Origin of the sequence: Sheuella amnicola, from assembly GCF_010499255.1 — a bacterium.
GTDB classification, from domain to species: domain Bacteria; phylum Pseudomonadota; class Gammaproteobacteria; order Burkholderiales; family Burkholderiaceae_B; genus Zwartia; species Zwartia amnicola.
Genome location: NZ_JAAGRN010000003.1, coordinates 120,926 through 144,591 on the forward strand (window position 1 = coordinate 120,926; position 23,666 = coordinate 144,591).

Here is a 23,666-nt window from a genome sequence, read left to right on the forward strand (position 1 = left end):
TATCGGTCTCACACGTCAATCAAAACTCAGACGCGGGACGGATGCCAACAATTCACTAGTCACGGCATGCTGAGGCTTGAGCAGTACCTGATCGGTCGAACCAAGCTCAACCAATCTGCCGGCATCCATAACCGCCACACGATCGGCAATATATTCGACTACTCCAAAATTGTGGGTGATGAATAAATACGCCATCCTCGTTTCACGTTGCAGATCTGACAATAAATCCAGAATCTGCGCTTGGACCGACACATCAAGCGCAGAAGTCGGCTCATCCAGAATCAACACTTTAGGTTCGACGGCCAAAGCGCGTGCAATGGCGATACGCTGTCGTTGACCACCCGAAAACTCGTGAGGAAAGCGCATCGCGCAATCCTTGGGTAAGCCGACGCGATCCAGCAAATAGTCTATACGGCGCTGTTGCTCGACACGCGACCACTCCGGCCTCAAAGCGGCAATCCCCTCAAGCAAAATGGCACCGATTCGCATGCGAGGGTCGAGTGATGCATATGGATCCTGAAAAACAATTTGAATCTGTCGGCGCATCTCCGAAGACAGGCCACTACTTATTCCAAGCAAATCATGTCCATCGATCTGAGCCGAGCCCAGCACTTTCACACTGGGATCGATTAATCGCAACAGTGCTTTGGCAATCGTGGTTTTGCCACACCCTGAGGCTCCGACAAGCGCAACCGTCTCACCGGCTTTGAGCGTCAAATCGACATCCTGAACCACTTTGTTCCAGGAAACGATACGACGTAACAATCCCTGGCGAATCGGATACTCGACTTTCAAGCTACGCACTTCGAGTACCACCGGACCAACGTCAGACGATTCCGAAATACAGGCATGATGAGTCATCACACGATCTTGACCGTTACGGGACAAGGGTCGCCCACGCTTGGCAAAAGTAGGAATAGCATCAAAGAGTTCCCGTGCGTAAGGATGTTTGGGCGCAGTAAAAAAGACATCGGCGCTAGCCGTTTCCACTATTTCGCCGTAACGCATCAACGCAACCGTATCCGCGACATCTCGCACTACAGCCAAATCATGGGTAATCATCAATACAGCCATACCCATTTCTTTCTGTATATCCGCAAGCAATCGGAGCACTTGCGCCTGAACGGTGACGTCCAGCGCGGTGGTTGGCTCATCGGCGATCAAGAGATCCGGCTCTGCGGCCAGTGCGATTGCAATCATGATGCGCTGCTTCTGTCCACCCGAAAACTGAAAAGGATAATCATCGATCCGTACGGATGGATCCGGAATGCCAACTCGTGACAGCCACTCTATCGCACGGGCTCGCGCAGCCTGTCCACGTAACTCTGTGTGCAACTCGATCGGTTCGATCAACTGGGCACCGATCCGCATGACCGGATTTAAACTCGTCGCCGGCTCCTGAAAAATCATTCCTGCCCTACCGCCTCGCACTCGACGCATTTGGGATTCGGATAAGGAATTGATCTCGATGCCATCCAAGTCAATGCGTCCGCCGGACACACGCAACGCATCTGGCAACAATCTCATCATCGCCATTGCCGTCATGCTTTTGCCTGACCCTGATTCTCCCACCAAGGCGAACGTTTCCCCTCTGGACACGCTCAGTGCCAACGCCTTCACCGCGTAACGCAGTTGTTCATCGGAATCGATCGCCACATCCAGATTCGACACCGTTAACACTTCAGATGAATTAGGCTTCACACTCGAATCCGCGGCCGCATCCGCAATCAGTCCGCAAGCCGCCGACACGCCAGATCCCAGCCTACGTAACCTGAACATACGACTGCGGGGATCGAAGGCGTCTCTCACCGCATCCGAAAACAAATTGGCGGATAGAACCAAAGCCAGCATGAAGACGAACGCCGCAAGCAGATTCCACCAGATCATCGGGTCGCGTGACATTTCGAAACGGGCCTTTTCTATCATCGAACCAAACGAATTCATCGTCGGATCGACCCCGATACCCAGATAAGACAGTACGGCTTCGTAGAGCACCAATCCGGAAAACTCCAGCACAACGGTGATCAGCACGATATGCATCACATTCGGCGCCAAATGACGCGCCATGATGCGCCAGCTCGATATGCCGAATGCACGCGCAGCCTGGACATACTCAAGCTCCCGCAGTTTGAGGACTTCAGCCCTTAACAACCGACATAGTCCGGACCATCCTGTTAATCCCAGAATCATGCACAGTAAAAAAAGGCGTAAATCAGCTCGCTGTGAAGCTGTGGGAAACAGACTGGCATTGGCATCGATGTATACCTGCATCATTAACACGCAGGCAGCAATCAGCAACACACCGGGAATGGATGTCAAAGTGGTGTAAACATACTGGATCACATCGTCGATCCAGCCTTTGAAATAACCCGAAGCTATCCCCAGAATCATGGCGGGAGGCAACATGGCAACCGTCGTCAGGCTTCCTATCACCCAAGCGGTTCGTATGCTCTTCAAAGCCTGCCAAAGCACATCATTGCCGGTTCGATCCGTGCCTAGCACGTGATAGCCCGAAGTGAGCCCGACCGTCGCGCCCAAAATCAGACACATGAGCATGACAGTGATCAGGATGGCTCGCCATGGCAGCTCTGTATCACGATGCCATATGCGGCCAAGCATGTCGGTTAGGCCAAGCGAGGCATTCGCATTGGGGCGCGAAAGCTTCCATACAATTAAGAGCACAAAACACAAACCAACTAGTGCGCCAAACAGCATTCCGCTTGCGGCACGAACAAGGACATCACGATGCCAATCTTGTTCTGGATTCTGCAAATGCTTGCCGCCAAAACGCAAACGCGGAAAGTCCCTGCGAGGCTCGCCACCATCCTGCAAAATCGACTCTTTGGTGAATTGCAACCATGCCAGTGGCGCCGAATAAGTTTTTTCTGGACGAACAAAAGCTGTATCGTCAAGCAACGCGTCCAGAACCGAAACCACTTTAGGAGCGTACACAGGCGTGCTATTGGCAGACGCACCCGCCACAGTAGGCAAACGGGGCTGAAAATGAAGCGAATCAAGTAAGCCAATGACGACAAAAAACGCCAATACCACGGCTGAACACATCGCAGGAGCGTTGCGCGCAACGCGTCCCCACACGGCCCGCAAGGTGTGGGTTCGGGAAACATGCCACGCATAAACCAATACAGCACCCACCAAGGCGAAGAGCGCAACATCTGTCCATAGAAAAATAATTTTTGGCATGATGTCTACTCGAACCTCACCCGCGGATCCGCAAGCGTGTATGAGATGTCAGCCATAATCAAACCAACGATATATAAAGCCGACCCCAAAAACACCATCGCACGTACGACCGAAAAATCTTGCGCGCCAATGGCATCAATTGTGTAACTACCCAAACCGGGAATTCCGAAAAAAGACTCTGAAATCAGACTTCCCATAAAAAGCAAGGGCAGCGCAGACACCGTTCCGGTCAAAATAGGAAGCATCGCGTTGCGCAGCACATGCCTAAAAAGCACTATTCGTTCGCTCAAGCCTTTCGCACGTGCGGTACGCACATAGTCTTTACTGATCTCTTCCAGAAACAGGCTACGATAAAAACGTGCTTCAGGACCAAGCCTTGCAACGATCGCAACCAAAACAGGCAGTGACAGGAACTTGATCATATCCAACCCGCCCGCAAATCCCGAATACGGTACAAGTCTCAAGACTTTCGAAAACAGCCACTGTCCGGCAATGATGTAAAAAAGACTGGAGATCGACAGCATCACCACGCATAAAACGACACCCCAAAAATCAAGCCGAGTCGTTCGGAAAAATATCAACACAAGTGAAAACGACACGCTTGCAATCAATCCAAGCACAAACGTCGGCAAGGCCAAAGCCAGGCTGGGCCCCATGCGTGCGCCTATTTCCCGACTAATGTCGCGACCACCATCGGAAGAACCGAAATCAAACTTGAGCAATGGGATGGAGCGTTGATAGAAAATCGTGTCCGTGTATTTATCCAGACCTGCCTTTTGATCATTGATAAAAAGCGGCTTGTCGTATCCATGTTCCACTTTCCATTTTTCGACCGCCTCGGCACTCACCCTTTGCCCGCCAATCGCCAAGCGCGCCATATCATCCGGCGTATTTACCGCGAAAAACAATATGAAGGTAAATAAATTGACCCCAATCAGGATAAGCACGCCATACATCAGGCGGCGCAAAATATAACCCGTCATTTCGCGTCCTCCCCGGCCACATTTCCGAAAGCGGTTCGTCGATCCTGTTTACGCAAAGTACGACCGGCCAACCAGAGCACCAACCCGATGAGCGCAACAATCAATCCAACGGGCCACCAGATCGGTGGATTCCATTCCTGGATTTTTTTTGCTCGCAATTCCGAATCGATTTTCATGTACTGCAGCGTATTGCGCACCATCTGTGTCGGCTTGGCATTTCCAACCCATTGCTGGAAGGCGCCGCCCGATTTGGGAAACACGCCGAACATCCAAGGCGCATCAACTTGAAGGATTTCGATCATTTGCGCAATGACGCGCTCTTTTTCCGGACCATCAGGCAAGTCGCGCATTCTTTCGAATAACGCATCGTATTCGGGATTTTCGTAATTGGATGCGTTTTCACCACCCTTACCGGCTTTTACGTTAGGGCCATAGAGCAAAAAGAGAAAGTTTTCGGCATCCGGATAGTCCGCCACCCATCCCCACATGTACATTTGGGCAACGCCACGCGCCATCTTTTCCTGAAAACGGTTGTAATCGGTTGCCCGAATATCCATTTGAACACCCAGAAGGCTGAATTGTCTGCGCATCCAGTCCAGGGTTGGACTCGAACCACTGGCACCGCCCATCGCGTCGAAATACAGAACCAGAGGTTCGCCCGTTTTTTCATCGCGGCCGTTTGGATAGCCTGCCTGCGCAAGCAATCGTTTGGCTTGGTCCAGGGATTTACGAACAGCCTTGCCACCCTTAACGTCATAAACAACCCGGTTGATTCCAGCCTCACCCGGGATATAACCCAACACACCCGGCGGCACAGGGCCGTAAGCGACTTGAGCCTGGTCGTTTTCGAAAATCGCGACATACTCTTCCCAGTTAAACGCAATGCTTAAGGCCTGGCGCAGCTTTCGATTGCGAACCTGCTGCTCGGGAGTATCCCCCCGACCGACAACCGGATCCTTCCAGTTGAATCCAAAGTATTGCATCTGCGCTTCGACTGTTGTCGGCAACTGAATAGCATGTTGCGCGTACAGTGCTGCCTTTTCGGTCGAATCACCCGCCGCAACCAGCATCGCAACGCCTGTATCGCCCCGGTCGACTTGCGGGATGTCGTAATAGCCCTGGATAAACTTGCCCTGCAACGGAATGCTTTCCTTCTCCATGTTGAAGACAATGCGATCGATAAACGGCGTCATTTTTCCGCAATCCGCAAGCAACCCTTTCTCTCGATCTCCCGGTTCGCCCTCGCATGGATAGGGTTCGCCCCTGAAATTCGGGTTACGCTCAAGTACATGACGGCGATTCTGTATCGATTCACCCAGCATGTAAGGACCCGTCCCAACGGGCCAGTTGTTCAGGGTCAAATTTCGCCGGGCCATGCCGGGCTGGCTGTAAAACCGATCAGCTTCCCAAGGAATGGGCGCGACAAAAGTCATAGCCAGCCAGTATTTGAATTGAGGATACAACCCCTTGACTCGAATACGCAAAGTGTGCGAATCCAGTGCTTGAACGCCTGCAAAGCCCGTTTCTCGCAAATCCAGCCAAGGCACATCCCGAGTGCCAACCGGCAAATCCTTGCGCAAGGCCGCATCCATCTCCCGCAGTCTGCTGCCATACTGTTTAAAGCCGACAATATGCTCGGCCAGCGTCGAAAAAATCGGTGACGCCACGCGAGGGCTTGCCAAACGACGCAAGGCATAAACATAGTCGTAGGCCGTCAACTCGCGTGTTCCGGTCTTCGCAAAATCCGTCATTGCGAATTTGTCTTTCAACTCCGATTCGTGAATGGGCCAATAACTAAACTCGCCGTCCTCCTCGCGCGCAAAAACCGGATTGGGTGCGAACATGATTCCACGCTTGAGCTCAATGTCGTATACGCTTTCGGCGATATCGGCGACCGGAGCGGCCGCGGGTAACTCGCGCCCATCTTTGTCCAGAAACTTGGGCTCGGCAATCGAGGTAGCTGTCCTGGGAATCAACTCATAAGGACGCTTGAGGTAGTGATATCCGTAAAGCGGCTCATAAATGTTGTATGTATAAGGCGTCTCGTCGGTCGAGTAAGATCTTGCCGGATCCAAAAACTTGGGGGACCGCGCGGCAAATGCCGTATAAAGCACGTTCTTCTTCTCGGCTCCGGTCGGATAGGGGCTGTTGATCGCCGCATCCATCCCCTGCGGACCGCACCCCATCAGAATGGCTGCAGAAAATACGACCGCAATCATTCGCCGACCCCGGCCCATCAGTTTGAGCTGCATATTCTTCTTCAGCACTTTTGCTTTTGCCAGCAAACATCACGCCAAACCCACGGCGCCACGGCATTCGGCTCGGCCCACAACCCGAGCTTTTGGGCACGCGCCTGCTTTTCCAAGTCGACCAGGCTGCGATCGCGCAAGTATTTACCCCCACCTTGCTGATTGGCCCAAGCCATTCCCTTTTCGACCTGCAGCCTATTCGCAGTCGTCTCACCCACCGGAACATCGCATACATCACGACCGTAGCGGTCCTTTTCGTAGCAAGTCAGCGTTAAAGTCTTACCGGCCACATATTCAGCCAGATTCTTTCGCGACGCCTCGCCAAAAGGTTGACCAGGGCGCGCGCTACCGTGCGAAGTTTCGGGAGCGTCGATACTGGCCAAACGAATACGATGCGTTTCGCGATCAATCAGGATGTTGATGGTATCGCCATCAGAAACTTGAACCACTTTCCCGGTGAGCGTGAAAGTGGCGGACTTGGGTGATGCCGCCGCGGCCTGGCTCATTCCGGGGATTTCGGGATTCATGAAAAACGTGGCGAGTCCCACGATCCCCACTGCCAAAATCGCGGCCACCGGACGGGAAACGCCAGTCAAACGCAGTAGACCCGCAAGTCGGGACGTAGAAACAGGCAAGGTATTTTTCATCGATAAAAAAACCTAACTAATTGATAATTAAAAGATAATTAATATTTATACACTAATAAAAAGCCTAAAAATCCGGGCCATTTACACGATCACAGCCATTTAGCCTTTCGGAAGCGATAGTACAGGTAACCGCACACACTGGTCATCAATCCGGTGATTACCCAAAAGCCATATTTCCATTTGAGTTCCGGAATGTTCTCAAAGTTCATTCCATATATGCCGGCAATCGCGGTCGGAACGGCAAGAATGGCCGCCCAGGCAGCCAAGCGGCGGGTTGTATCGGTCTGCTTTGACTGCTCGATCAGCATGCCCGCCTCAAACGCAAAGGCCAAGCCGCTGCCCAAGTTATCAAACAATCGGTCAACTCGCGACACACGATCCGACAAATCATTAAAATGCGAGCGCGCCGCTGCACTGATCGGAGTGAAATCCAGATGCCCCAGTCTTCTGCACACTTCACCCAACGGGGCAATCGAGCTATGCATCTTCTGAAAATCGCGCCGCATTTGATAAAGACGCTTGATGTGCAGCCCCTCAAGCCCCCGAACAATCAGCGAATGCTCCATATTGCCTACGGCTTTTTCGAACACATCATAGGCAACGTTGTAGCGGTCGATGAGTAAATCGATTAGTTCGGCCGCGATGAAATCGCTTCCACGGGCCAACTTGTCCGGCATGCTTTCCAGCCGACGGCGCAATTCGGTATGAGGTGCCACCGCACCGCGTCTGATCGTCAGCAGAAAGTTTCGTCCGATCAGCATTTGAGTCTCACCATATACCGGCAAACCGTCCGATGCACCGACTTCGATTGTCATGGCAACCACCAATACCACCGAGTCGTAGTCCATCACCTTGGGCAGTCGGTGCTTAGCCTGCAAATCCTCAACAACGTGACTATCGAGACCAAGCTGTCGAGCAACCTCACCGACCATGACCGCATCCGGCTCCTTGAGCCCCACCCAGAGCAAATGATCCGGTTCGCCGGCTACCCGGGCGAGTTCATCAACTGGCACATCGCGTGCCTGTTTACCTTTTATGTAAACGCGCGATGCGACTAAAGTAGGCGTCTCACCCGACGCTTGACGGCGGGAATCGCGATTTTGAGGCGTTGCGGTCAAACTGTGCTCCATCTACATGTTTTAATGTGCGTACCAATATAAGACCACATCCGGGTGAAATTTGACCATGCAGATCGTTTTTCTCGACAGTGACACTATCCCCGAATTATTGCAGCCCCCCGGTTGGGTCACCGACTGGGTCAATCGGCCTGCGACCGAACCAGATCCCGAACTGATCGTCGATGTGCTGGCGCAGGCAGATATATGCATCACGAACAAGGTCAAACTCACCGCAGCAATTTTGAACAAACTCCCCAAACTCAAATTTGTCTGTGTCGCCGCGACCGGTTACGACTGCGTCGATCTCCAAGCCTGCCGCGAACAGGGGATTACGGTATCCAATGTACCCGGATACTCGAAACAAAGCGTGGCCGAAGGCGTCATCGGCTTTATCTTTTCTTTGCGTCGTGCACTTCCTTACTATCAAACGACGGCACGAAGGGCCTGGCCGCAATCCCCTCATTTCTGCGTCCACGGCACGCCGTTGCTCAATGTACGCGGTGCCACCCTGGGTATTTTTGGTCGCGGCGCAATCGGCAGCGAGGTAGGTCGGCTTGCTGAAGCACTCGGCATGAATGTGCTGTTCGGCGAACATCGCAACCGCCACGAAATCCGACCAGGATATGTCAGATTCGAAACGCTCCTGGCCCAAAGCGACATCATTACCCTGCACTGTCCACTAACTGAAGCCACCCGCAGCATGATTGGACATGCGGAAATCGCTCGCATGAAACCCGGTGCGATGCTCATCAACACGGCGCGCGGCCCCTTGATCAACGAGCAAGCCGTTCTGGACGCGCTTGTCAGCGGACACCTGGGCGGAGCTGCACTCGATGTCCTAAGCATCGAGCCGCCCACGAACGAGCCTGACCTTTTGCAACTCAACCATACTAATCTGATCATCACTCCCCATATAACCTGGGCAAGCGAAGATGGCGTAAGCCGGTTGATGCAAGGCATTATGCAAAACCTGAATGCGTTCGAACAGGGCCACCCAATCAACGTAGTCAGTTAACCTTTTTTATGTTGTGGCAACACGACCAAATCGAATCAAACTTTGAATTCAGGAGCGATCCGTGAACACGATTAAATCACTCATACAAAAGCTGTCCGCAGGCCTGCTGTGCAGTCTGACAATTGGAGTCGCTCACGCGCAGACAGCCCCGGCAACTCAAGACTATCCCACCCGTCCCATCAAACTGATCGTTCCGTTTCCGGCCGGTGGGGCAACTGATATTGTGTCTCGCGCGGTCGCGCAACATCTCGGCACCGAGCTCGGCCAAAGCGTGGTTGTCGACAATCGCGCCGGAGCGGCCGGAGTGATCGGATCAGAAGCTGCAGCCAGATCCCCTGCTGATGGGTACACCCTGGTATTAACCACCTCCAGCACTCACACGATTGGTCCACTGCTGAATAAAAACATCCCTTATTCGACAACCAAGGACTTCACGCCAATCATCTATCTGGCTTCATCGCCTCAAGTCGTCATCGTCCCATTGAGCTCACCAGCCAAATCCATGCAGGAACTCATCGACTACATTCGAAAGAATCCGGGCAAGTTGAACTTTGGTTCGGCCGGCACCGGCGGAATTCCTCATCTTTCATCCGAGCGATTCCTATCCATGACGGGCCTGAAAATGACGCACGTGCCCTACAAAGGGACTGCGCTGGCCATGCCGGACCTGATGGCAGGCCGACTTGACATGATGTTTGATTCGATCGCATCGGCGCTTCCGCATATTCGAGACGGAAAGGTGCGCGCTTTAGCGGTAACCTCGCCAACTCGCACTCCTGTCGCTCCTGATTTACCCCCTCTGTCGGAAACAGTACCGGGCTATGAATCATTGACATGGTTTGGCGTATTCGGTCCGGCCAACTTGCCACCGACAGTTGTCACCAAACTCAATGAGGCCTTAAACAAAACCCTTAAAAATCAGGCACTTCAAGAGCAATTGGCTAAAAATGGTTTCGAAGCAGCCGGTGGTTCACCCTCCACGCTGTCTGACAAGATGGTGAAAGAAACCGCCATCTGGAAGAAAGTGATCGAGGACGGCAAAATCACCCTCGACTAAGCAATTGGGGATCAGGCTCGTGCCGGCAGGACCAGCTTCAGTATGAGCGAAGTCAGGTAAATCACAATTGCCGTGCCGGCCAGATCTCCGACAAACATGGGAACCAAGCCTTCGAATGGCGAAGACATCAATCCGCTGCCATATAAATAGATATTGTGCGGAATCACGTTGAATATCGCACCGACCAGTGCGAACAAACAGATTTGCCTTGGCCCCAATCCACGTAAAGTGCGGGACAGCCCTAGCCACCTGGAACAAATTTCAACAGCCACGACAGGACCAAGCGCAGACATCGTGGACAGGGCAAGCGCAGTTGAAAAGTCGACATCACTAAACAAATCGCTGGTGACCAAGGCACCAAAGAATAGTCCAAGCGCACCCACCCACTCGAAGACGAGCACCGATAGCATGCGGATCGCAGCAGGCAGAAAAATCCAGGAAATATGGGTTGAGAACCCTATCGATGCGAAAAACACATCATTGAGCTTGAATAACAGCACCCAGCACAAAGCAACGAAGGCGATCGCCATAAAAGACGACATCACGGAAATCCGTGCACCTTTTTCATCCCGCATGACTTGCGTCATAAAGACCTGCCAGGTCGGTTAATCGTAATCAGTCAGCTTTCTGGGCTCGGTCAAGCGCTTGACCCATTGTCGCAAAATACTGCGTCGCCAGCTCGGTGGGGACCACGTATTTAATGCGGCTATCGATCTTGTCCACATCAAGCGCAATCAGCCCCTTTGAGCGAAGTGTCTTAAGTCGCCTATGCGCGGTTGTTGCTGAAATGTCGCTAGATAAGCCCATCGCTTCGAGAACACTGATCGGTTTGCCGCCATGCCAAACTGCGGCAAGCATATTGAGCAGCCGCTCTTCAACAGGATCCATAGCTGGAAAGCTGGGGATGTCACGAATAGCCTGAATCAGATTCAGAAATCTGAGATAGGTCGTAGAGAATTTTGAGTTATTAGCCATGAAGTGATCATACACAGGTCATCAAAAAAAGTAATTAAAACCATTTGAGTGACATGTGTTTTGATACAAGCATTTTCAAAAGCATTCAATAAAAAATCAATAAATTCAGGTAATTACGCTAAAAAACTCTCGTCTGATCAAAACATTACAATTTGGAAATAATTGCAACTTATTCAAGTTACAGAGCCCGGCCAAACCCTTCGTGTCCAATTTCGTTTAGTAGGTCTTTTCGCTTTCGCAAATTTGCTCGATTCCAACGCACGATCAACAGCATCAGACATGCGACCGACAATCCGAAAAGAAAAATAATCGTGTTAATCGGCACATCCAGCCAAAGCATGAGTGCGTAAAGAAAAAGCATGAACAGTATATTGAGTTGTTCATTGAAGTTCTGGACCGCAATCGAATGTCCGGCCGAAAGAAGCAAATGTCCTCTGTGCTGAAGTAACGCATTCATCGGCACGACGAAATATCCGGACAAGCCACCCACAACCAATAGCAATAGATAAACAAGCCATTCGTCATAAACCAGCGGCATAAGTAAAACAACCAGACCCATTGCCACACCCATGGGTAAAACTTTCAATGATTTTTGTAAAGGCAACCTGGATGCGAGGGCCGCTCCCACGACAGTACCTACTGCGGCAATTCCCATCAGTATCGAAGTTTGATCCAGTCTATAGCCAAGTTGCGAACGCCCCCACTCAATGACAATCAGTTGCAAAGTCGCACCCGCCCCCCAAAACAAGGTGGTCACGGCTAGCGAGATCTGTCCTAGCTTATCCTTCCAGAGCACGCCAACATAATTCGAAAACATTTTGATCAGTACAACAGGATTTCTCGGCTGTGCCGGGTATTGAATATGCGTATTTGGAATCAGTAGATTCAAAAATGCGGCTGCCAAATACACCCAGCCAATCACGAAAATCGCTGCTTCCGCGCCCGAATTGAATTTCATGCCAAAACTTGACTGTTCCAGCAACCATTGCGAAGCATACGGAGAAATCAGAAATCCTCCCAGTACAGTACCCATGATGATCGACACCACGGTCATGCCTTCAATCCAGCTATTTCCTTTAACGAGTTGGGAAGGCGGCAACATTTCGGTGATGATGCCGTATTTGGCTGGAGAGTATGCCGTTGCTCCCATCCCCACGATCGCGTACGCGATGCATACCAGAATAATTTGTCCGGTGGGCGATAAGCCAAATGCGTCATGACAGAACATCCACACACAACCAATCATCTTGAACGCATTGGTCGTGAACATAACCCGTCCCTTGGGAAAAGAGTCTGCTATCGCGCCAACAAATGCCGCAAGCAATACATACGAAGCGGCCACCCACCATTTAATCACCGGCGCCATCCAATCGGGACCGGACAGGTTCTGGATCAGCGCGATGGCTGCGATGAACAATGCATGGTCCGCGACAGACGATAACGTCTGCGCTGCGATGACGGTATAAAAATGTCGATTCACAATGAACCTTTTGATGAGCAATGTGGCAAATACATCAATGGCGTTCCCATCTTGATTCTGACTCCCGGGGCGATATGCTCGGCAAGATCGAATCCGGCCGGGGCAAAGACAATAATGGTCGAGCCATGTTCGAACCAGCCAAGTTCATCGCCTTTTTCAAACGAGACATCGCATGAAAACCTTGTCTGACCCTTGTATCGCGGATGGAAGAGCATATTTAGGCCATGAAGACGAATACTGGCGACCAGAATGGCTGCAACGGGCACCAAAGCGATGGGATAACCTTTGTCTCCAATTTTGAGCGACAACAAAGCGCGCTCATTTTTGCAAAACAACTGTTCGACTCTCTTTAAAGCAATAGGATTCACGTTCCATGTATCGCCCGACATGTAATCAACCTGCTTCATCACTCCTTGATACGGAGCATGAAAACGGTGATACATCGACGAAGTCAGTCTTAAGGTCACATAGGTGCCATCCTTCCATATGGACGTGTCAGCATTGTGACCAAACAAATCAGTTACCTTGTAAGGGAAGCCTTTGGCCTGAAACACCTGATCATTGACAATCTTTCCGCAGGCTCCAACAATCGCATCGCAAGGGCTCGTCAGGATGTCCGCAGACATGTCCACGGGACGCGCTCCGGCATGAAGCTCGCGAATAAAACAATCATGCAGACTATCGAAGTGTTGTTTCTTCGCCTCTGATAAATCCAGATCGGTAAAAAGCTTCCAAATCCGAATCGATAAATCTCGTACCCATCCGACGCGGATTTTGCTGAACCACCCCATGAAATGGGTCACTGTCAGTCTTGGGATACGGTTTGTCACCAAAAAATTCAAATCCTCGTTCGCGAAGAAATTTCTTAACTCTCTTCTGAAATTCATCATTCCGTCATCCTATTTTCATAAAAATGCAGTTTTCAAGGTAGGTGCATATGACTGAACTAATGATCAAAAGCGTCCAATACATAGTCCTAGTAATCGCTGCTGCTTGGTTGATGGGGAAAGCCCTCCAAAGGCTTCAGCTGTCGCTGGCCAAGAGTCCGTCCCTGGGGGGCCATTTGCGCTGGGCCAAACGCATCGCGGGCTGGATACAGGGATATGCGTACGACCCCAAAAGATGGTTTCATATCGACGGCGCGGACGAGCAGATTCAACAGATGCGTCGTCAAGCGCTTGCGAGACTTGGAGAAGATTTGCGCGTACGTAGCGAAGTCACGCTGAGATACAGCAATGTAGCCAAACCCATGCTGCCCGACTTGCAATTCATTAGCAATTACAGAGTGCCGTTTCAATTTCGCGAAGTACTGCAACAACACATTGCTCTTGGAAGTTTCTGGAAAAGCAGTGATGGAGTTTGGTTGACCGATCCTGATGGAAATCGCTACATAGACGTCACCGGATCCTATGGGGTCAATGTCTTCGGTCAAGATTTCTATAAAGACTGCATCGCCCAAGGTGGCGAGTTGGTTCAAGACCTCGGTCCTGTTCTCGGCTCTTATCATCCATGTGTTTTGGATAACCTTGAGCGACTGCAAAAAATTTCCGGTAAAGAGCAATTCACGTTTCACATGTCCGGAACCGAAGCGGTCATGCAAGCGGTACGCGTTGCGCGATACACCACCGGCAAAAAGAAAATCGTACGCTTTACTTCGGCATATCACGGCTGGTGGGACGATGTTCAACCGGGTCCGGGCAACCCGATGCCACCTTCCAGGCATACCCTCACCTTGCGTGAAATGCATGCAAACACTTTGCGGGTTTTGCGCAACCGCAAGGATATTGCCTGTGTACTGGTCAACCCCATTCAAGCGATGCATCCGAATCGGGTGGCTCCAACCGACTCGACCCTTGTGACGGGCGGTCGTCGGACAAACTACGATAGGCAAGCCTATACATCCTGGCTGAAAGAATTGCGCCAAGTCTGTACCGAAAAAGGGATTCTGCTCATCATGGACGAGATTTTTTTGGGCTTCAGGCTTGCACCACATGGTGCCCAACAATTTTTTGATGTCAAAGCCGACTTGATCACTTACGGTAAAACCATTGCCGGTGGACTGCCTATCGGCGTAGTGTGCGGCAATGCCGATGTCATGACACGATTTCACAACGACCGGCCTGCCGATATATGTTTCGCACGCGGAACGTTCAAGGAGCACCCTTATGTTATGGGCGCAATGAATGCATTTTTGCGAAGCATCGAATCCAAAGAAATCAAAACTTTGTACAGCGATCTGGATGCGACCTGGTCGATGCGCATGCATAAATTGAATCAACTGTTCAAGACTGAAGGATTGCCTTTGCATGTCGATGGACTCTCGACCGTCTGGGCCGTCAGTTTCGACGTGCCAAGCTGCTACAACTGGATGCTTCAGTTTTATCTGAGACTCGAAGGGATTGCCCTGAGCTGGGTAGGGACAGGACGAATGATTTTCAGCCTGAGCTTTACTGATGAGGACTTTGAGCAATTTTGCCAACGCTTTATTCGAGCCGCCCATCAAATGGCGACAGACGGTTGGTGGTGGACACCGGAGGGACAGACAAACAAACGCATCCGGCAGCGTATCTTGATGGAGATGCTCAAGCGGCGATTCCGTTAAACGCGGTTTCCTGCACACTATTCAGATATACCGCGTTTAACTCGCTCAATATGTCAATGGGGTTGAACGTGGTCCATCGGATCGATCAATTGGCCTTTCATCAGATAGACCGGCGAACGGTAATACATCTTGATGTCATGAAACGGATCGGTCAGAATTTTTAATGCCCACGCGACAGCGGCCTGTGCGTTTTGGATTATGCATAATTGGCCGACGCGAAACAGCAATCCCGCTACGCCAAGGAACAACCAGCACATACCGACCATGCGCCAATAGGTATCCTCATAAGCCTGCGGAACGGCCCAGGTCATATACTGCGGCCAAAAATATACGACAACAGGAATGAGCGCCCAGATCGCAATCAAAACTATTTTGCGATTCAAGTTGTAGCCCACCTTGATTTCCTCTTTATGCTCATGCGTTGCCTGATTCACGAAGTCGTAACCCTTTGGCTCAAAGAAGAAATGCCCCGACTGCCTTGCAGTCATGGCGACTAGCCAGGCGATCATCGAAGCCATCACGGGATTAATGAACAGCATCACATACGACACCAGGAAAGACATTGCACTGAGCAAATGCAAACTTTGATTGATGCGGCTGTGATGGTAATAGCGATGATCATCCCATCGCTGAACCTGGAGAGTTTGGAATAATTCTTTCATCATGTTCCTTGAATATCAGTCTCGTCGATTGGCTTGAATGCCGGATACAACCAGCGAAATTATTTCAGACGGAACATTTTTAAAAATGAATTTTTAGTGACATTAAGATTTCAATCTTGTGAATGCATTCGAACAATCCAACGACTAGTGTTGTTCTGAGGTATCGCAACGCACCACTCGGATTTTGTTTCGTAATTTTTCCGGACTGTCATTGAATCGTTACATTCGTCATATAGAGTGGTCACACGTTATTGACGAGCGAGCCACAATGACTGACTTTGCATCCATACAGGTTGATCAGCTTTATCCAGACACGCCTAGCTTACGGATCGCACTCGTCACCGAAACATATCCCCCCGATATAAACGGTGTGGCCAATACTATCCACAAGGTCGTTGAAGGCTTGCGCAAGCGCGGACATGAAGTCATGCTTGTCAGGCCGCGCCAGCAAGGCGATGCAATGTCTGCGGATCAATTCGCCATGGATGAATTGCTGGTCAGGGGTGCGGCTATCCCCATGTACAAGCAATTAAAAATGGGTCTGCCTGCACAAGGTGCATTAAAAAAGTTATGGACAAATCGACGTCCTGATATCGTGCATATCGCAACAGAAGGCCCATTAGGGTGGTCGGCTTCACGTATTGCACGCAAGCTCAAGATCCCTACAAGCTCGGACTTTCGAACCAACTTCCATGCTTACAGTCAGTTCTATGGATTTGGCTGGCTCAAAGGCGCCATCGTTGCCTATCTTCGCAAATTCCATAACGCAACGCATTGCACAATGGTTCCGAGCGCACCTCTGTTGTCGGAACTATCACGCGTTGGATTCGAACGATTATTGATTGTTCCGCGAGGCGTCGATACGACTCACTTTACTCCCGAAAAGCGCTCCGATGAATTACGTCGCCAGTGGGGGGCGGATACAAATACTCAAATCCTCCTGTCCGTAGGGCGACTCGCCTCAGAGAAAAACCTCGATACTGTTGTGCGGGCCTATCAAGCCATGAAATCGCGAAACTTGTCGGTCAAACTCGTTTTTGTTGGAGACGGTCCGCTCAGATCTCATCTGGAAGCGATCTGCCCATCTGCGATTTTCTCAGGCATGCGCACTGGTCATGATCTTGCTGCGCATTATGCAAGTGCGGATCTATTTGTGTTTCCGAGCATGACGGAAACTTTCGGCAACGTCACGATTGAAGCAATGGCCAGTGGCCTAGCCGTCATTGCCTATGACCATGCCGCAGCTGGTCAACTGATTCTTCATGAACAAAATGGAATGCTCATTGCTCCACACGAAGAACAGGAATTATTCAGTGCAATCGGCAAGCTGATCGAAAACAAAACCTTGCGCGAATCCATTCGCTCAAACAGTCGCCAAACATCAATCGAGCATGATTGGAACTCCGTTATCGCGCGAACTGAAGGAATATTTCGCTCGCTGATCAAAGATCAATCCACCTGCTCGCGCACAAATCTCATACACCAAACCATTTAGATGAACGCTACCGCGATCGATATACCCGCCCAAGTTCAGCATCGCTATCGGGCCATCTGGATATCTGATATCCATCTGGGCACCCCAGGCTGTAAAGCGGAATATTTGCTTGATTTCTTGAAATGGAATGATGCAGATAAACTTTATCTCGTTGGAGACATTATCGATGGCTGGCAACTAAAAAAGGGATGGTACTGGAAACAAAGCCATAACGATGTCGTGCAAAAGATACTACGCAAAGCACGCAAAGGATGCGCTGTCACCTACATTGCAGGTAATCACGATGAAGTCGTGCGTCAATTTTTGGGGATGGCGTTTGGCGACATCAAAATTGTTGATGAAGCAACGCATGAACTTTTGGATGGGCGAGTGTTATGGATCACGCATGGAGACCTATTTGACGGAATCATTCAACATGCGAAATGGCTAGCTTATCTGGGCGACAGCCTCTATACGGCCGTTCTCAAAATCAATAATTGCTTTAACCACTTTCGCCACAAGCTGGGCTTGTCATACTGGTCACTATCGCAATATCTGAAACATAAAGTGAAAAACGCCGTTTCCTTCATCAATCAATTCGAGGTCATTTTGACATCGGAAGCAAAGCGGCGAGGATACGATGGGGTCTTGTGCGGACATATACACAAGCCTGAAATCAGGGATATCGATGGCATTTTGTACTGCAACGATGGGGATTGGGTGGAAAGCTTGTCCGCAATCGTAGAGACCGATCAGGGCGAACTTAAGATTATTCACTGGCCATATCGAACACATCAAACAGTCAGTGTCGGGCACAAACCCGCTTCACTGACTTGAACCTCATTGGTTGCAAACAGCAGAGTAATACTTACAACTGCGAATCTTGTTCAACCGAGGCCTTGTCCAAGGCGATACGCCGGACTCCGACCAGACGCTTCGAATAATAAGCTGAGTCGATACTGTCTATGCTCACATTCTTGCCCTTTGTCGGGGCATGAATAAACTGGCGGTTGCCGATATAAATACCAACATGGGAAAGCTGCGCAAACGTGTTGAAGAACACGATATCGCCTGGCTTAACCCGATCAATCGCAACCTGCTCCAACTGCTTGAACATGTCTCGCGGCATTCTTGGGAGGGTTTTATCGAGTTGTTTGAAAACATAGGTCACCAGACCGCTGCAATCAAAGCCGCTTTGAGCTGAGGTGCCACCCCAGCGATACGGAATACCGAGCAATTTCTTCGCAATCGAGACGCTAGGATGAGCCGATTCGGTAGATTTACTCTCACGCGCTGCTTGTTGCGCCACAAGTCGATCGATCAGAACATCAAGTTCAGACGCATGAACGGCAGAGGATCCCAGCAAAAGAACAATAGAAATCAAAAAACGAAAATTCAGCATTCAATAATTAAACTTTATTTAACTTTTGGGATTATAGCGATTATTTGCGCGATGCAACAATCACAGCATAATTGCCATCCTTAAAATAGCCAAACCGGAAAGTTAAGGGTTTAACATCATTGCGCTGAGCAAAGCCCTTCGCCAAATCTCCGTGGTAACTGGTGAACGCGTGATGGGCGACTACAAATTTCCCGTACAAAGCAACGTCATATGAGTTGATGAGGGAGCTGTATTTAATTCCCGTCTCATCTTGCACAATCAACGGAGCATTGTTAAGCACCTCATTGGCGATCAGACTAAAGTTATTGTTCTGCGGCAAATGCGAGGCGGCCTTGAACAATACCGGCTGCTTGGACTCGCGGCGAACAAACTCCAGATTTTCGGGAGACTTGGCGAAGCCCTCGTTCGAAAGATCGATTTTCAGATAGTCCAGAACAATATTTTTTCCATCTTTGCTGGCATTGAAACGAACAGAGCGCCATTTCTCCGAGTCGGGAGAAAGCTCCTCAACCTCGCCATTAGGCAGAACCTGAATAGGCACGACGCGATCAACCCGAAAACCATGTAAGGTTAAAAAAGTTGATAAAAACGTACTGGCTCCGATTCTTGCCTGAGTGGAATACAAATATTTATCAAGGTATTCGGTCACAAAAAAACCGTGTGTGCCGTAGTGCTTCCAGGCGGAAGTCAATAAATCGAGATTAGGGTCAGTTGTCGTGGCGGTCAATGCAGCCAGGTCCAGCGGACGCCCCGCTGTCTGCATCGCGACCATGACGTAGCGTTTAGCATTCGGAAACAACTGATGAACCGTCGTGAAGTCCGGACCGGAAAACGGGTAAAACACCGTATCCGACGTCATCGGAACTTGCTGCTTGGCCCAGTCGCTCATAGGTACGCCGATCTTTTGGGTGTACAGATCCCAATTGGTTTTAACGGCATCCGCATATACAGGCCACTTAGCACTATTTTGCAGATTTTCGGGTAAGCCGGATGGGGGTTGCTTACCGGCCAGCAAATCGGCGATCTTTTGAGTGGGCGTAAGTTGTAGTTGAGGCGGTGAGTTGGGTGTCGTCGTGACAGTTGCGGTTGTAGTCGTATCTGATGAAGTGGCAGCGGGTATCGGCTTACTGTTAATCGCCGGAGTGGTCACCGCGCTTATCAGAAAAGATGTTGAATGATCCGCACCTTGAGACAAAGCCATGCCGCAAAACAAAACACCACAGAGTCCGACGATGAGTCGGACAAAAATTTTCTGATCTTTCACGTTGACTAATCCAACCCTAGATATTCTTTTAAAGCATCAAATTGGTGCGATTTTATCGTTTAAGGATCGATTTTATCGTTTTCGTGAAATATTGCTAAATTCGAGTTAGCACTTGCACGAATGGCAAGGAATCTTTGGAAACAAACTTGCCGGAGAAAAAACATCAGAAAATGAAAAGGCCTCCATGACTGGAGGCCTTAAATTTGGCGCGCCCGAAGAGATTCGAACTCCTGACCCCTTGGTTCGTAGCCAAGTACTCTATCCAGCTGAGCTACGGGCGCTAAGTGAGAACGAAAGTATAGCATACATATTGACGCTCTTTCAAACAGGCATCAGAAACATGACTTATTTAAGGCTGTTGAGTACCTTCAAACAGGCCTTGAACACGTCATTTACGGCCACATGGCCGATTTCTGTGGTGCCGTCAGCCGGAATGACATCCTCACTGGTTTCACGCGCCCAAAACCATTCGCGATTGGGTTCGTGAAATACGCCGACATAAGGCTTGCCCGAAAATTGTGCCAAATGCGAAGGGCCGCAATCGTTCGCAACAATCAAACGGGCTTGCATCACTGCTTTGGAAATCTCGAAAATAGGCTGCGTCATCAGGAAAACAAAATCGTCACGCCCCAGACTCTGTAACCAAGCGTATTCCCCTGCCTCGTCAGGACCAAGCACGAAGCAAAATTTCGGCGCAACCGTCCACGCTTTATTCTCAATGAGTTTGATCTTCAGGGCATCGGCTAGTTCAACATATTTTTGAATGGGCCAACGCTTCCAGTCCCCTGCTCCGCCACCGGGCATCAAGACGACATCGGCCGGGGCAACAACTGATTGCGCTAAATGGGCTAATGCGCAAATCGCATTTCTGGCGGCATTTGCCGGATCAAAATCGCGATACGCCGCCAACACTCTTAGATTTCCCAACCCCATGTACTCGCCAAAGTTTTTAGGATGAGAATGCGTCCACACAAAATCGGTAATGCGACGATTCTTGAACCCTAGCCGAATACGTGGTCTTTTAAGCAATGCTGCCACACCGTATTTATCGCTCGCAAAATGCAGAACTATCAGCAGATCGTCTTGCCTTCGCATGGCCGCAAACACTTCACCCAAACTATTCGCGCGCACGAACTCATCCACCCAAGGTAGGGACAGATAGTGTTTGCCTACATCGTCCTGAGCAACTACGCGCAAATGACAATCCGGCCAGAACTGCTTGATTTGATATAGCAGCGGATAGGACACGATCTGTGTCCCCAGAAACTTCATGCTGCGTATAAAAACGACGACCTGTTTCATGCCAAGAGCTTACAACAAGGCCAGTGAAATCCGGTAAGTGACAAATGCCGCCAGATACGCCAAAGCAAACAAATAGGTCACGCTGATCAGCGGAATTTTCCAGCCACCTGATTCGCGCTTGATAGTTGCCAGAGTGGAAAGGCATTGCGGTGCAAAAACATACCAGGCAAGCAGAGCCAGTGCAGTCGGCAATCCCCACTGCTGTGCAATGACAGGGGCCAGGGTATCGGCGCCCGCCGGCCCGGTTGCCGATAACGCATAAACAGTTCCGAGCGCACTGATCGCGACTTCGCGCGCAGCCATGCCGGGAATCAGTGCGATCGAAATTTGCCAGTTGAATCCGATGGGCGCAAGCACAACAGCCAAAGCTTTACCCATCATTCCGGCAAAACTATATTCGATTGCCGCACCGGTCGCACCTTCCGGGGCCCCCGGAAAACTAGCCAGAAACCACAGGGCAAGGGTCATCACCATGATCACGCCACCGACTCGCTTCATGAAAAGTCGCGCCCGTTGCCATAGACCGATTGCGATATTAAGGGGATTAGGGATGCGATAAGTTGGCAACTCCATCATCAATGGACGAATCTGGCGACCTGATTCGGTAAATCTTTTCAGTGCCCAGGCAACGGCCATGGCCCCCACTATGCCCGCAACATATAGGGAAAACATCACGATGCCCTGCAACTCCAGCGCACCCCATACGATTCGCTGCGGAATGAACGCAGCGATGAGTAAAGCGTAAACAGGAAGCCTGGCCGAGCAAGTCATCAAGGGCGCAATCAGCATGGTTACCGTTCTGTCTCTTGAATTAGGAATCGTACGTGTTGCAATGATTCCAGGTATTGCACAAGCAAAACTTGACAGCAAGGGAATGAACGAACGACCCGACAAACCGACAGTCCCCATGAGTCGATCCAGCAAATATGCGGCACGGGGTAGATAACCCGACTCTTCGAGCGCCAGAATGAATCCGAAGAGAATCAGAATTTGCGGCAAAAACACGACCACGGCTCCCACGCCAGCGATTACGCCGTCGACAATCAGGCTGCGTATCCATGAATCCGGCATGGTGTCGACAATCTGCTGAGACAACCAGAGAGTCCCCTCCTTGATCCACTCCATGGGAATCGCCGCCATACTGAACATAGCCTGAAAGATCACAAACAACAGCACGACGAGGATCGCAGGTCCGGCAACGGGATGCAGCAAAACACGATCCAATTTTTCGCTTTTGAGGTCCGGAGTAACGTGATCAAGATCCAGATGCTTCAGGATGCTTTGCACTCTTTCGTGATCCATGTGAATCAGATCAGGCTCGGTTTCATCCGCAATGTGGGGATCGACAATATGCTTCCAGCTATCGGGCTGATCCAGCGCTATGCGAAGCGGCTCATCTCCTTGCGCCTCGACAGCAACGGTTGACACCACAGGCACACCGAGTTCTTCGGACAAAGCGATTTCATCGATGTGAATCCCGCGCGCGCGCGCTTCATCGGACATGTTCAACGTGACGATAAACGGGATATTCAGTCGTTGAACTGCCAATACCAATCTCAAGCTGCGTCGCAAGTTGGTCGCATCCACCACGCATACGACCAAATCAGGTTTTTTTTCTCCAACGGCGCGACCAGCCAACACATCGCAAGTGACCCGCTCGTCCAAAGATCGCGGATATAAACTATACGTACCCGGCAAGTCCAGTATGCGTAACGTCTTGCCCTTGGGTGTTATCAAGCGTCCTTCTTTGCGCTCTACAGTCACGCCGGCATAGTTGGCCACTTTCTGGCGGCTACCGGTTAAACGATTGAATAACGCAGTTTTGCCGCAATTGGGGTTACCGACCAAAGCGACGAGCGGACCGGTAGGATGAAAATAAACTCTCGCCTGCTCAACCATGCGTATCCTCTAGCTCAACTTCGACGCAAGCGGCTTCCGCAGATCGGAGTGCGAACGTCGACATACCAATTCGCACGACAAGCGGGTCGGCCCCTGGCATGGCTCGCCTTAACAAGACGATTTGCTCTCCGGGCATAAACCCAAGCTCGTTTAACTGGCGATCACATTCAGGCATTGCCTGACTGTGACGCACGGCGACAATACGATATGCCTGACCAATTTTGGCTTGATGAAGCTGTTGCATGAATGGAAGATAAAAACACTGGAAATTCGTTCGCAAGATTGCACGGGATCATAAACGACAGGATTAATCTAAACGATAATCATTCTTATTAT

Annotated in this window: 19 protein-coding genes, 1 tRNA gene and 1 pseudogene; 5 read left to right on the forward strand and 16 right to left on the reverse strand. The window is 50.5% G+C overall.

Features of this window, described 5'->3' with window-relative positions:
• Positions 1 to 15 precede the first annotated feature (15 nt).
• The 5 genes from G3I67_RS14960 to G3I67_RS05410 form a co-directional block, all read right to left on the reverse strand.
• Positions 16 to 3,201 (reverse strand): dipeptide ABC transporter ATP-binding protein, encoded by a 3,186-nt coding sequence (locus tag G3I67_RS14960; protein WP_235931707.1) that lies wholly within the window; start codon positions 3,199 to 3,201, stop codon positions 16 to 18.
• A gap of 5 nt (positions 3,202 to 3,206) precedes the next feature.
• Positions 3,207 to 4,184 carry an ABC transporter permease gene (locus G3I67_RS05395; protein WP_163652325.1) on the reverse strand — a complete coding sequence of 326 codons (978 nt, stop codon included), beginning with the start codon at positions 4,182 to 4,184 and terminating at the stop codon, positions 3,207 to 3,209.
• Positions 4,181 to 6,424: an ABC transporter substrate-binding protein gene (locus G3I67_RS05400; RefSeq protein ID WP_375539301.1), complete on the reverse strand. Its 2,244-nt coding sequence runs from the start codon at positions 6,422 to 6,424 to the stop codon at positions 4,181 to 4,183. Before G3I67_RS05400 ends, G3I67_RS05395 begins: the two co-directional genes overlap by 4 nt.
• 20 nt (positions 6,425 to 6,444) lie before the next feature.
• The gene (locus G3I67_RS05405; RefSeq protein WP_163652327.1) at positions 6,445 to 7,080 is read right to left on the reverse strand and encodes a thermonuclease family protein; all 636 of its coding nucleotides are present in this window, start codon (positions 7,078 to 7,080) and stop codon (positions 6,445 to 6,447) included.
• A gap of 89 nt (positions 7,081 to 7,169) precedes the next feature.
• A complete protein-coding gene (locus tag G3I67_RS05410) occupies positions 7,170 to 8,198 on the reverse strand; it encodes a magnesium and cobalt transport protein CorA (protein WP_235931709.1) in 1,029 nt (342 codons plus the stop codon).
• A 67-nt stretch (positions 8,199 to 8,265) separates the two neighbouring features.
• Here G3I67_RS05410 and G3I67_RS05415 point away from each other — a divergent pair, with 67 nt between their 5' ends.
• Positions 8,266 to 9,213, forward strand: coding sequence for a D-2-hydroxyacid dehydrogenase (locus tag G3I67_RS05415; protein WP_163652331.1), 948 nt, complete (start codon positions 8,266 to 8,268; stop codon positions 9,211 to 9,213).
• 61 nt (positions 9,214 to 9,274) lie between these two features.
• The gene (locus G3I67_RS05420) at positions 9,275 to 10,270 is read left to right on the forward strand and encodes a Bug family tripartite tricarboxylate transporter substrate binding protein (protein WP_311197047.1); all 996 of its coding nucleotides are present in this window, start codon (positions 9,275 to 9,277) and stop codon (positions 10,268 to 10,270) included.
• 11 nt (positions 10,271 to 10,281) lie between these two features.
• Here the strand turns inward: G3I67_RS05420 and G3I67_RS05425 are convergent, their stop codons facing one another.
• The 4 genes from G3I67_RS05425 to asd form a co-directional block, all read right to left on the reverse strand.
• Positions 10,282 to 10,857: a hypothetical protein gene (locus G3I67_RS05425; RefSeq protein ID WP_163652333.1), complete on the reverse strand. Its 576-nt coding sequence runs from the start codon at positions 10,855 to 10,857 to the stop codon at positions 10,282 to 10,284.
• Positions 10,858 to 10,885: 28 nt separating this feature from the next.
• Entirely contained in the window at positions 10,886 to 11,245 is a 360-nt protein-coding gene (locus G3I67_RS05430) for a winged helix DNA-binding protein (RefSeq protein ID WP_163652335.1), read from the reverse strand.
• Positions 11,246 to 11,423: 178 nt separating this feature from the next.
• Positions 11,424 to 12,725, reverse strand: coding sequence for a lysophospholipid transporter LplT (lplT, locus tag G3I67_RS05435; RefSeq protein WP_163652337.1), 1,302 nt, complete (start codon positions 12,723 to 12,725; stop codon positions 11,424 to 11,426).
• Positions 12,722 to 13,615 (reverse strand): archaetidylserine decarboxylase, encoded by an 894-nt coding sequence (gene asd / locus G3I67_RS05440; protein WP_235931711.1) that lies wholly within the window; start codon positions 13,613 to 13,615, stop codon positions 12,722 to 12,724. Before asd ends, lplT begins: the two co-directional genes overlap by 4 nt.
• A 110-nt stretch (positions 13,616 to 13,725) precedes the next feature.
• On the opposite strand from asd, the gene G3I67_RS05445 reads away from it, so the two are divergent.
• Positions 13,726 to 15,327, forward strand: coding sequence for an aminotransferase class III-fold pyridoxal phosphate-dependent enzyme (locus tag G3I67_RS05445; RefSeq protein ID WP_235931714.1), 1,602 nt, complete (start codon positions 13,726 to 13,728; stop codon positions 15,325 to 15,327).
• Positions 15,328 to 15,380: 53 nt separating this feature from the next.
• Here G3I67_RS05445 and G3I67_RS05450 read toward each other — a convergent pair whose 3' ends face one another.
• A complete protein-coding gene (locus G3I67_RS05450) occupies positions 15,381 to 15,992 on the reverse strand; it encodes a hypothetical protein (protein ID WP_311197048.1) in 612 nt (203 codons plus the stop codon).
• A gap of 265 nt (positions 15,993 to 16,257) precedes the next feature.
• On the opposite strand from G3I67_RS05450, the gene G3I67_RS05455 reads away from it, so the two are divergent.
• Entirely contained in the window at positions 16,258 to 17,484 is a 1,227-nt protein-coding gene (locus tag G3I67_RS05455) for a glycosyltransferase family 4 protein (RefSeq protein WP_163652341.1), read from the forward strand.
• A 3-nt stretch (positions 17,485 to 17,487) separates the two neighbouring features.
• A pseudogene (locus G3I67_RS05460) lies at positions 17,488 to 18,300 on the forward strand (UDP-2,3-diacylglucosamine diphosphatase); the annotation flags it as partial.
• 31 nt (positions 18,301 to 18,331) lie between these two features.
• On the opposite strand, the gene G3I67_RS05465 reads toward G3I67_RS05460, so the two are convergent.
• The 6 genes from G3I67_RS05465 to G3I67_RS05490 form a co-directional block, all read right to left on the reverse strand.
• Positions 18,332 to 18,865, reverse strand: coding sequence for a C40 family peptidase (locus tag G3I67_RS05465; RefSeq protein WP_163652345.1), 534 nt, complete (start codon positions 18,863 to 18,865; stop codon positions 18,332 to 18,334).
• Positions 18,866 to 18,905: 40 nt separating this feature from the next.
• On the reverse strand, positions 18,906 to 20,129 hold the full coding sequence (locus tag G3I67_RS05470; protein ID WP_163652347.1) for a hypothetical protein: 1,224 nt from the start codon (positions 20,127 to 20,129) through the stop codon (positions 18,906 to 18,908).
• 204 nt (positions 20,130 to 20,333) lie between these two features.
• A tRNA-Arg gene (locus G3I67_RS05475) sits at positions 20,334 to 20,410 on the reverse strand.
• 64 nt (positions 20,411 to 20,474) lie between these two features.
• The gene (locus tag G3I67_RS05480) at positions 20,475 to 21,431 is read right to left on the reverse strand and encodes a glycosyltransferase family 9 protein (RefSeq protein WP_163652348.1); all 957 of its coding nucleotides are present in this window, start codon (positions 21,429 to 21,431) and stop codon (positions 20,475 to 20,477) included.
• A gap of 9 nt (positions 21,432 to 21,440) precedes the next feature.
• On the reverse strand, positions 21,441 to 23,330 hold the full coding sequence (gene feoB, locus G3I67_RS05485; RefSeq protein WP_163652350.1) for a ferrous iron transporter B: 1,890 nt from the start codon (positions 23,328 to 23,330) through the stop codon (positions 21,441 to 21,443).
• The gene (locus tag G3I67_RS05490) at positions 23,323 to 23,574 is read right to left on the reverse strand and encodes a FeoA family protein (protein WP_163652352.1); all 252 of its coding nucleotides are present in this window, start codon (positions 23,572 to 23,574) and stop codon (positions 23,323 to 23,325) included. The genes feoB and G3I67_RS05490 overlap by 8 nt, the downstream gene beginning before the upstream one ends.
• Positions 23,575 to 23,666 lie beyond the last annotated feature (92 nt).

Bases quoted from the DNA above. Each gene is read 5' to 3' on its own strand.
- G3I67_RS05480 (WP_163652348.1), bottom strand. From the start codon at position 21,431: ATGAAACAGGTCGTCGTTTTTATACGCAGCATGAAGTTTCTGGGGACA.
- asd (WP_235931711.1), bottom strand. From the start codon at position 13,615: ATGATGAATTTCAGAAGAGAGTTAAGAAATTTCTTCGCGAACGAGGAT.
- G3I67_RS05415 (WP_163652331.1), top strand. From the start codon at position 8,266: ATGCAGATCGTTTTTCTCGACAGTGACACTATCCCCGAATTATTGCAG.
- feoB (WP_163652350.1), bottom strand. From the start codon at position 23,330: ATGGTTGAGCAGGCGAGAGTTTATTTTCATCCTACCGGTCCGCTCGTC.
- G3I67_RS05490 (WP_163652352.1), bottom strand. From the start codon at position 23,574: ATGCAACAGCTTCATCAAGCCAAAATTGGTCAGGCATATCGTATTGTC.
- G3I67_RS05405 (WP_163652327.1), bottom strand. From the start codon at position 7,080: ATGAAAAATACCTTGCCTGTTTCTACGTCCCGACTTGCGGGTCTACTG.
- G3I67_RS05430 (WP_163652335.1), bottom strand. From the start codon at position 11,245: ATGGCTAATAACTCAAAATTCTCTACGACCTATCTCAGATTTCTGAAT.
- G3I67_RS14960 (WP_235931707.1), bottom strand. From the start codon at position 3,201: ATGCCAAAAATTATTTTTCTATGGACAGATGTTGCGCTCTTCGCCTTG.
- G3I67_RS05445 (WP_235931714.1), top strand. From the start codon at position 13,726: ATGGGGAAAGCCCTCCAAAGGCTTCAGCTGTCGCTGGCCAAGAGTCCG.
- G3I67_RS05450 (WP_311197048.1), bottom strand. From the start codon at position 15,992: ATGATGAAAGAATTATTCCAAACTCTCCAGGTTCAGCGATGGGATGAT.
- G3I67_RS05395 (WP_163652325.1), bottom strand. From the start codon at position 4,184: ATGACGGGTTATATTTTGCGCCGCCTGATGTATGGCGTGCTTATCCTG.
- G3I67_RS05465 (WP_163652345.1), bottom strand. From the start codon at position 18,865: ATGCTGAATTTTCGTTTTTTGATTTCTATTGTTCTTTTGCTGGGATCC.
- G3I67_RS05425 (WP_163652333.1), bottom strand. From the start codon at position 10,857: ATGACGCAAGTCATGCGGGATGAAAAAGGTGCACGGATTTCCGTGATG.
- G3I67_RS05455 (WP_163652341.1), top strand. From the start codon at position 16,258: ATGACTGACTTTGCATCCATACAGGTTGATCAGCTTTATCCAGACACG.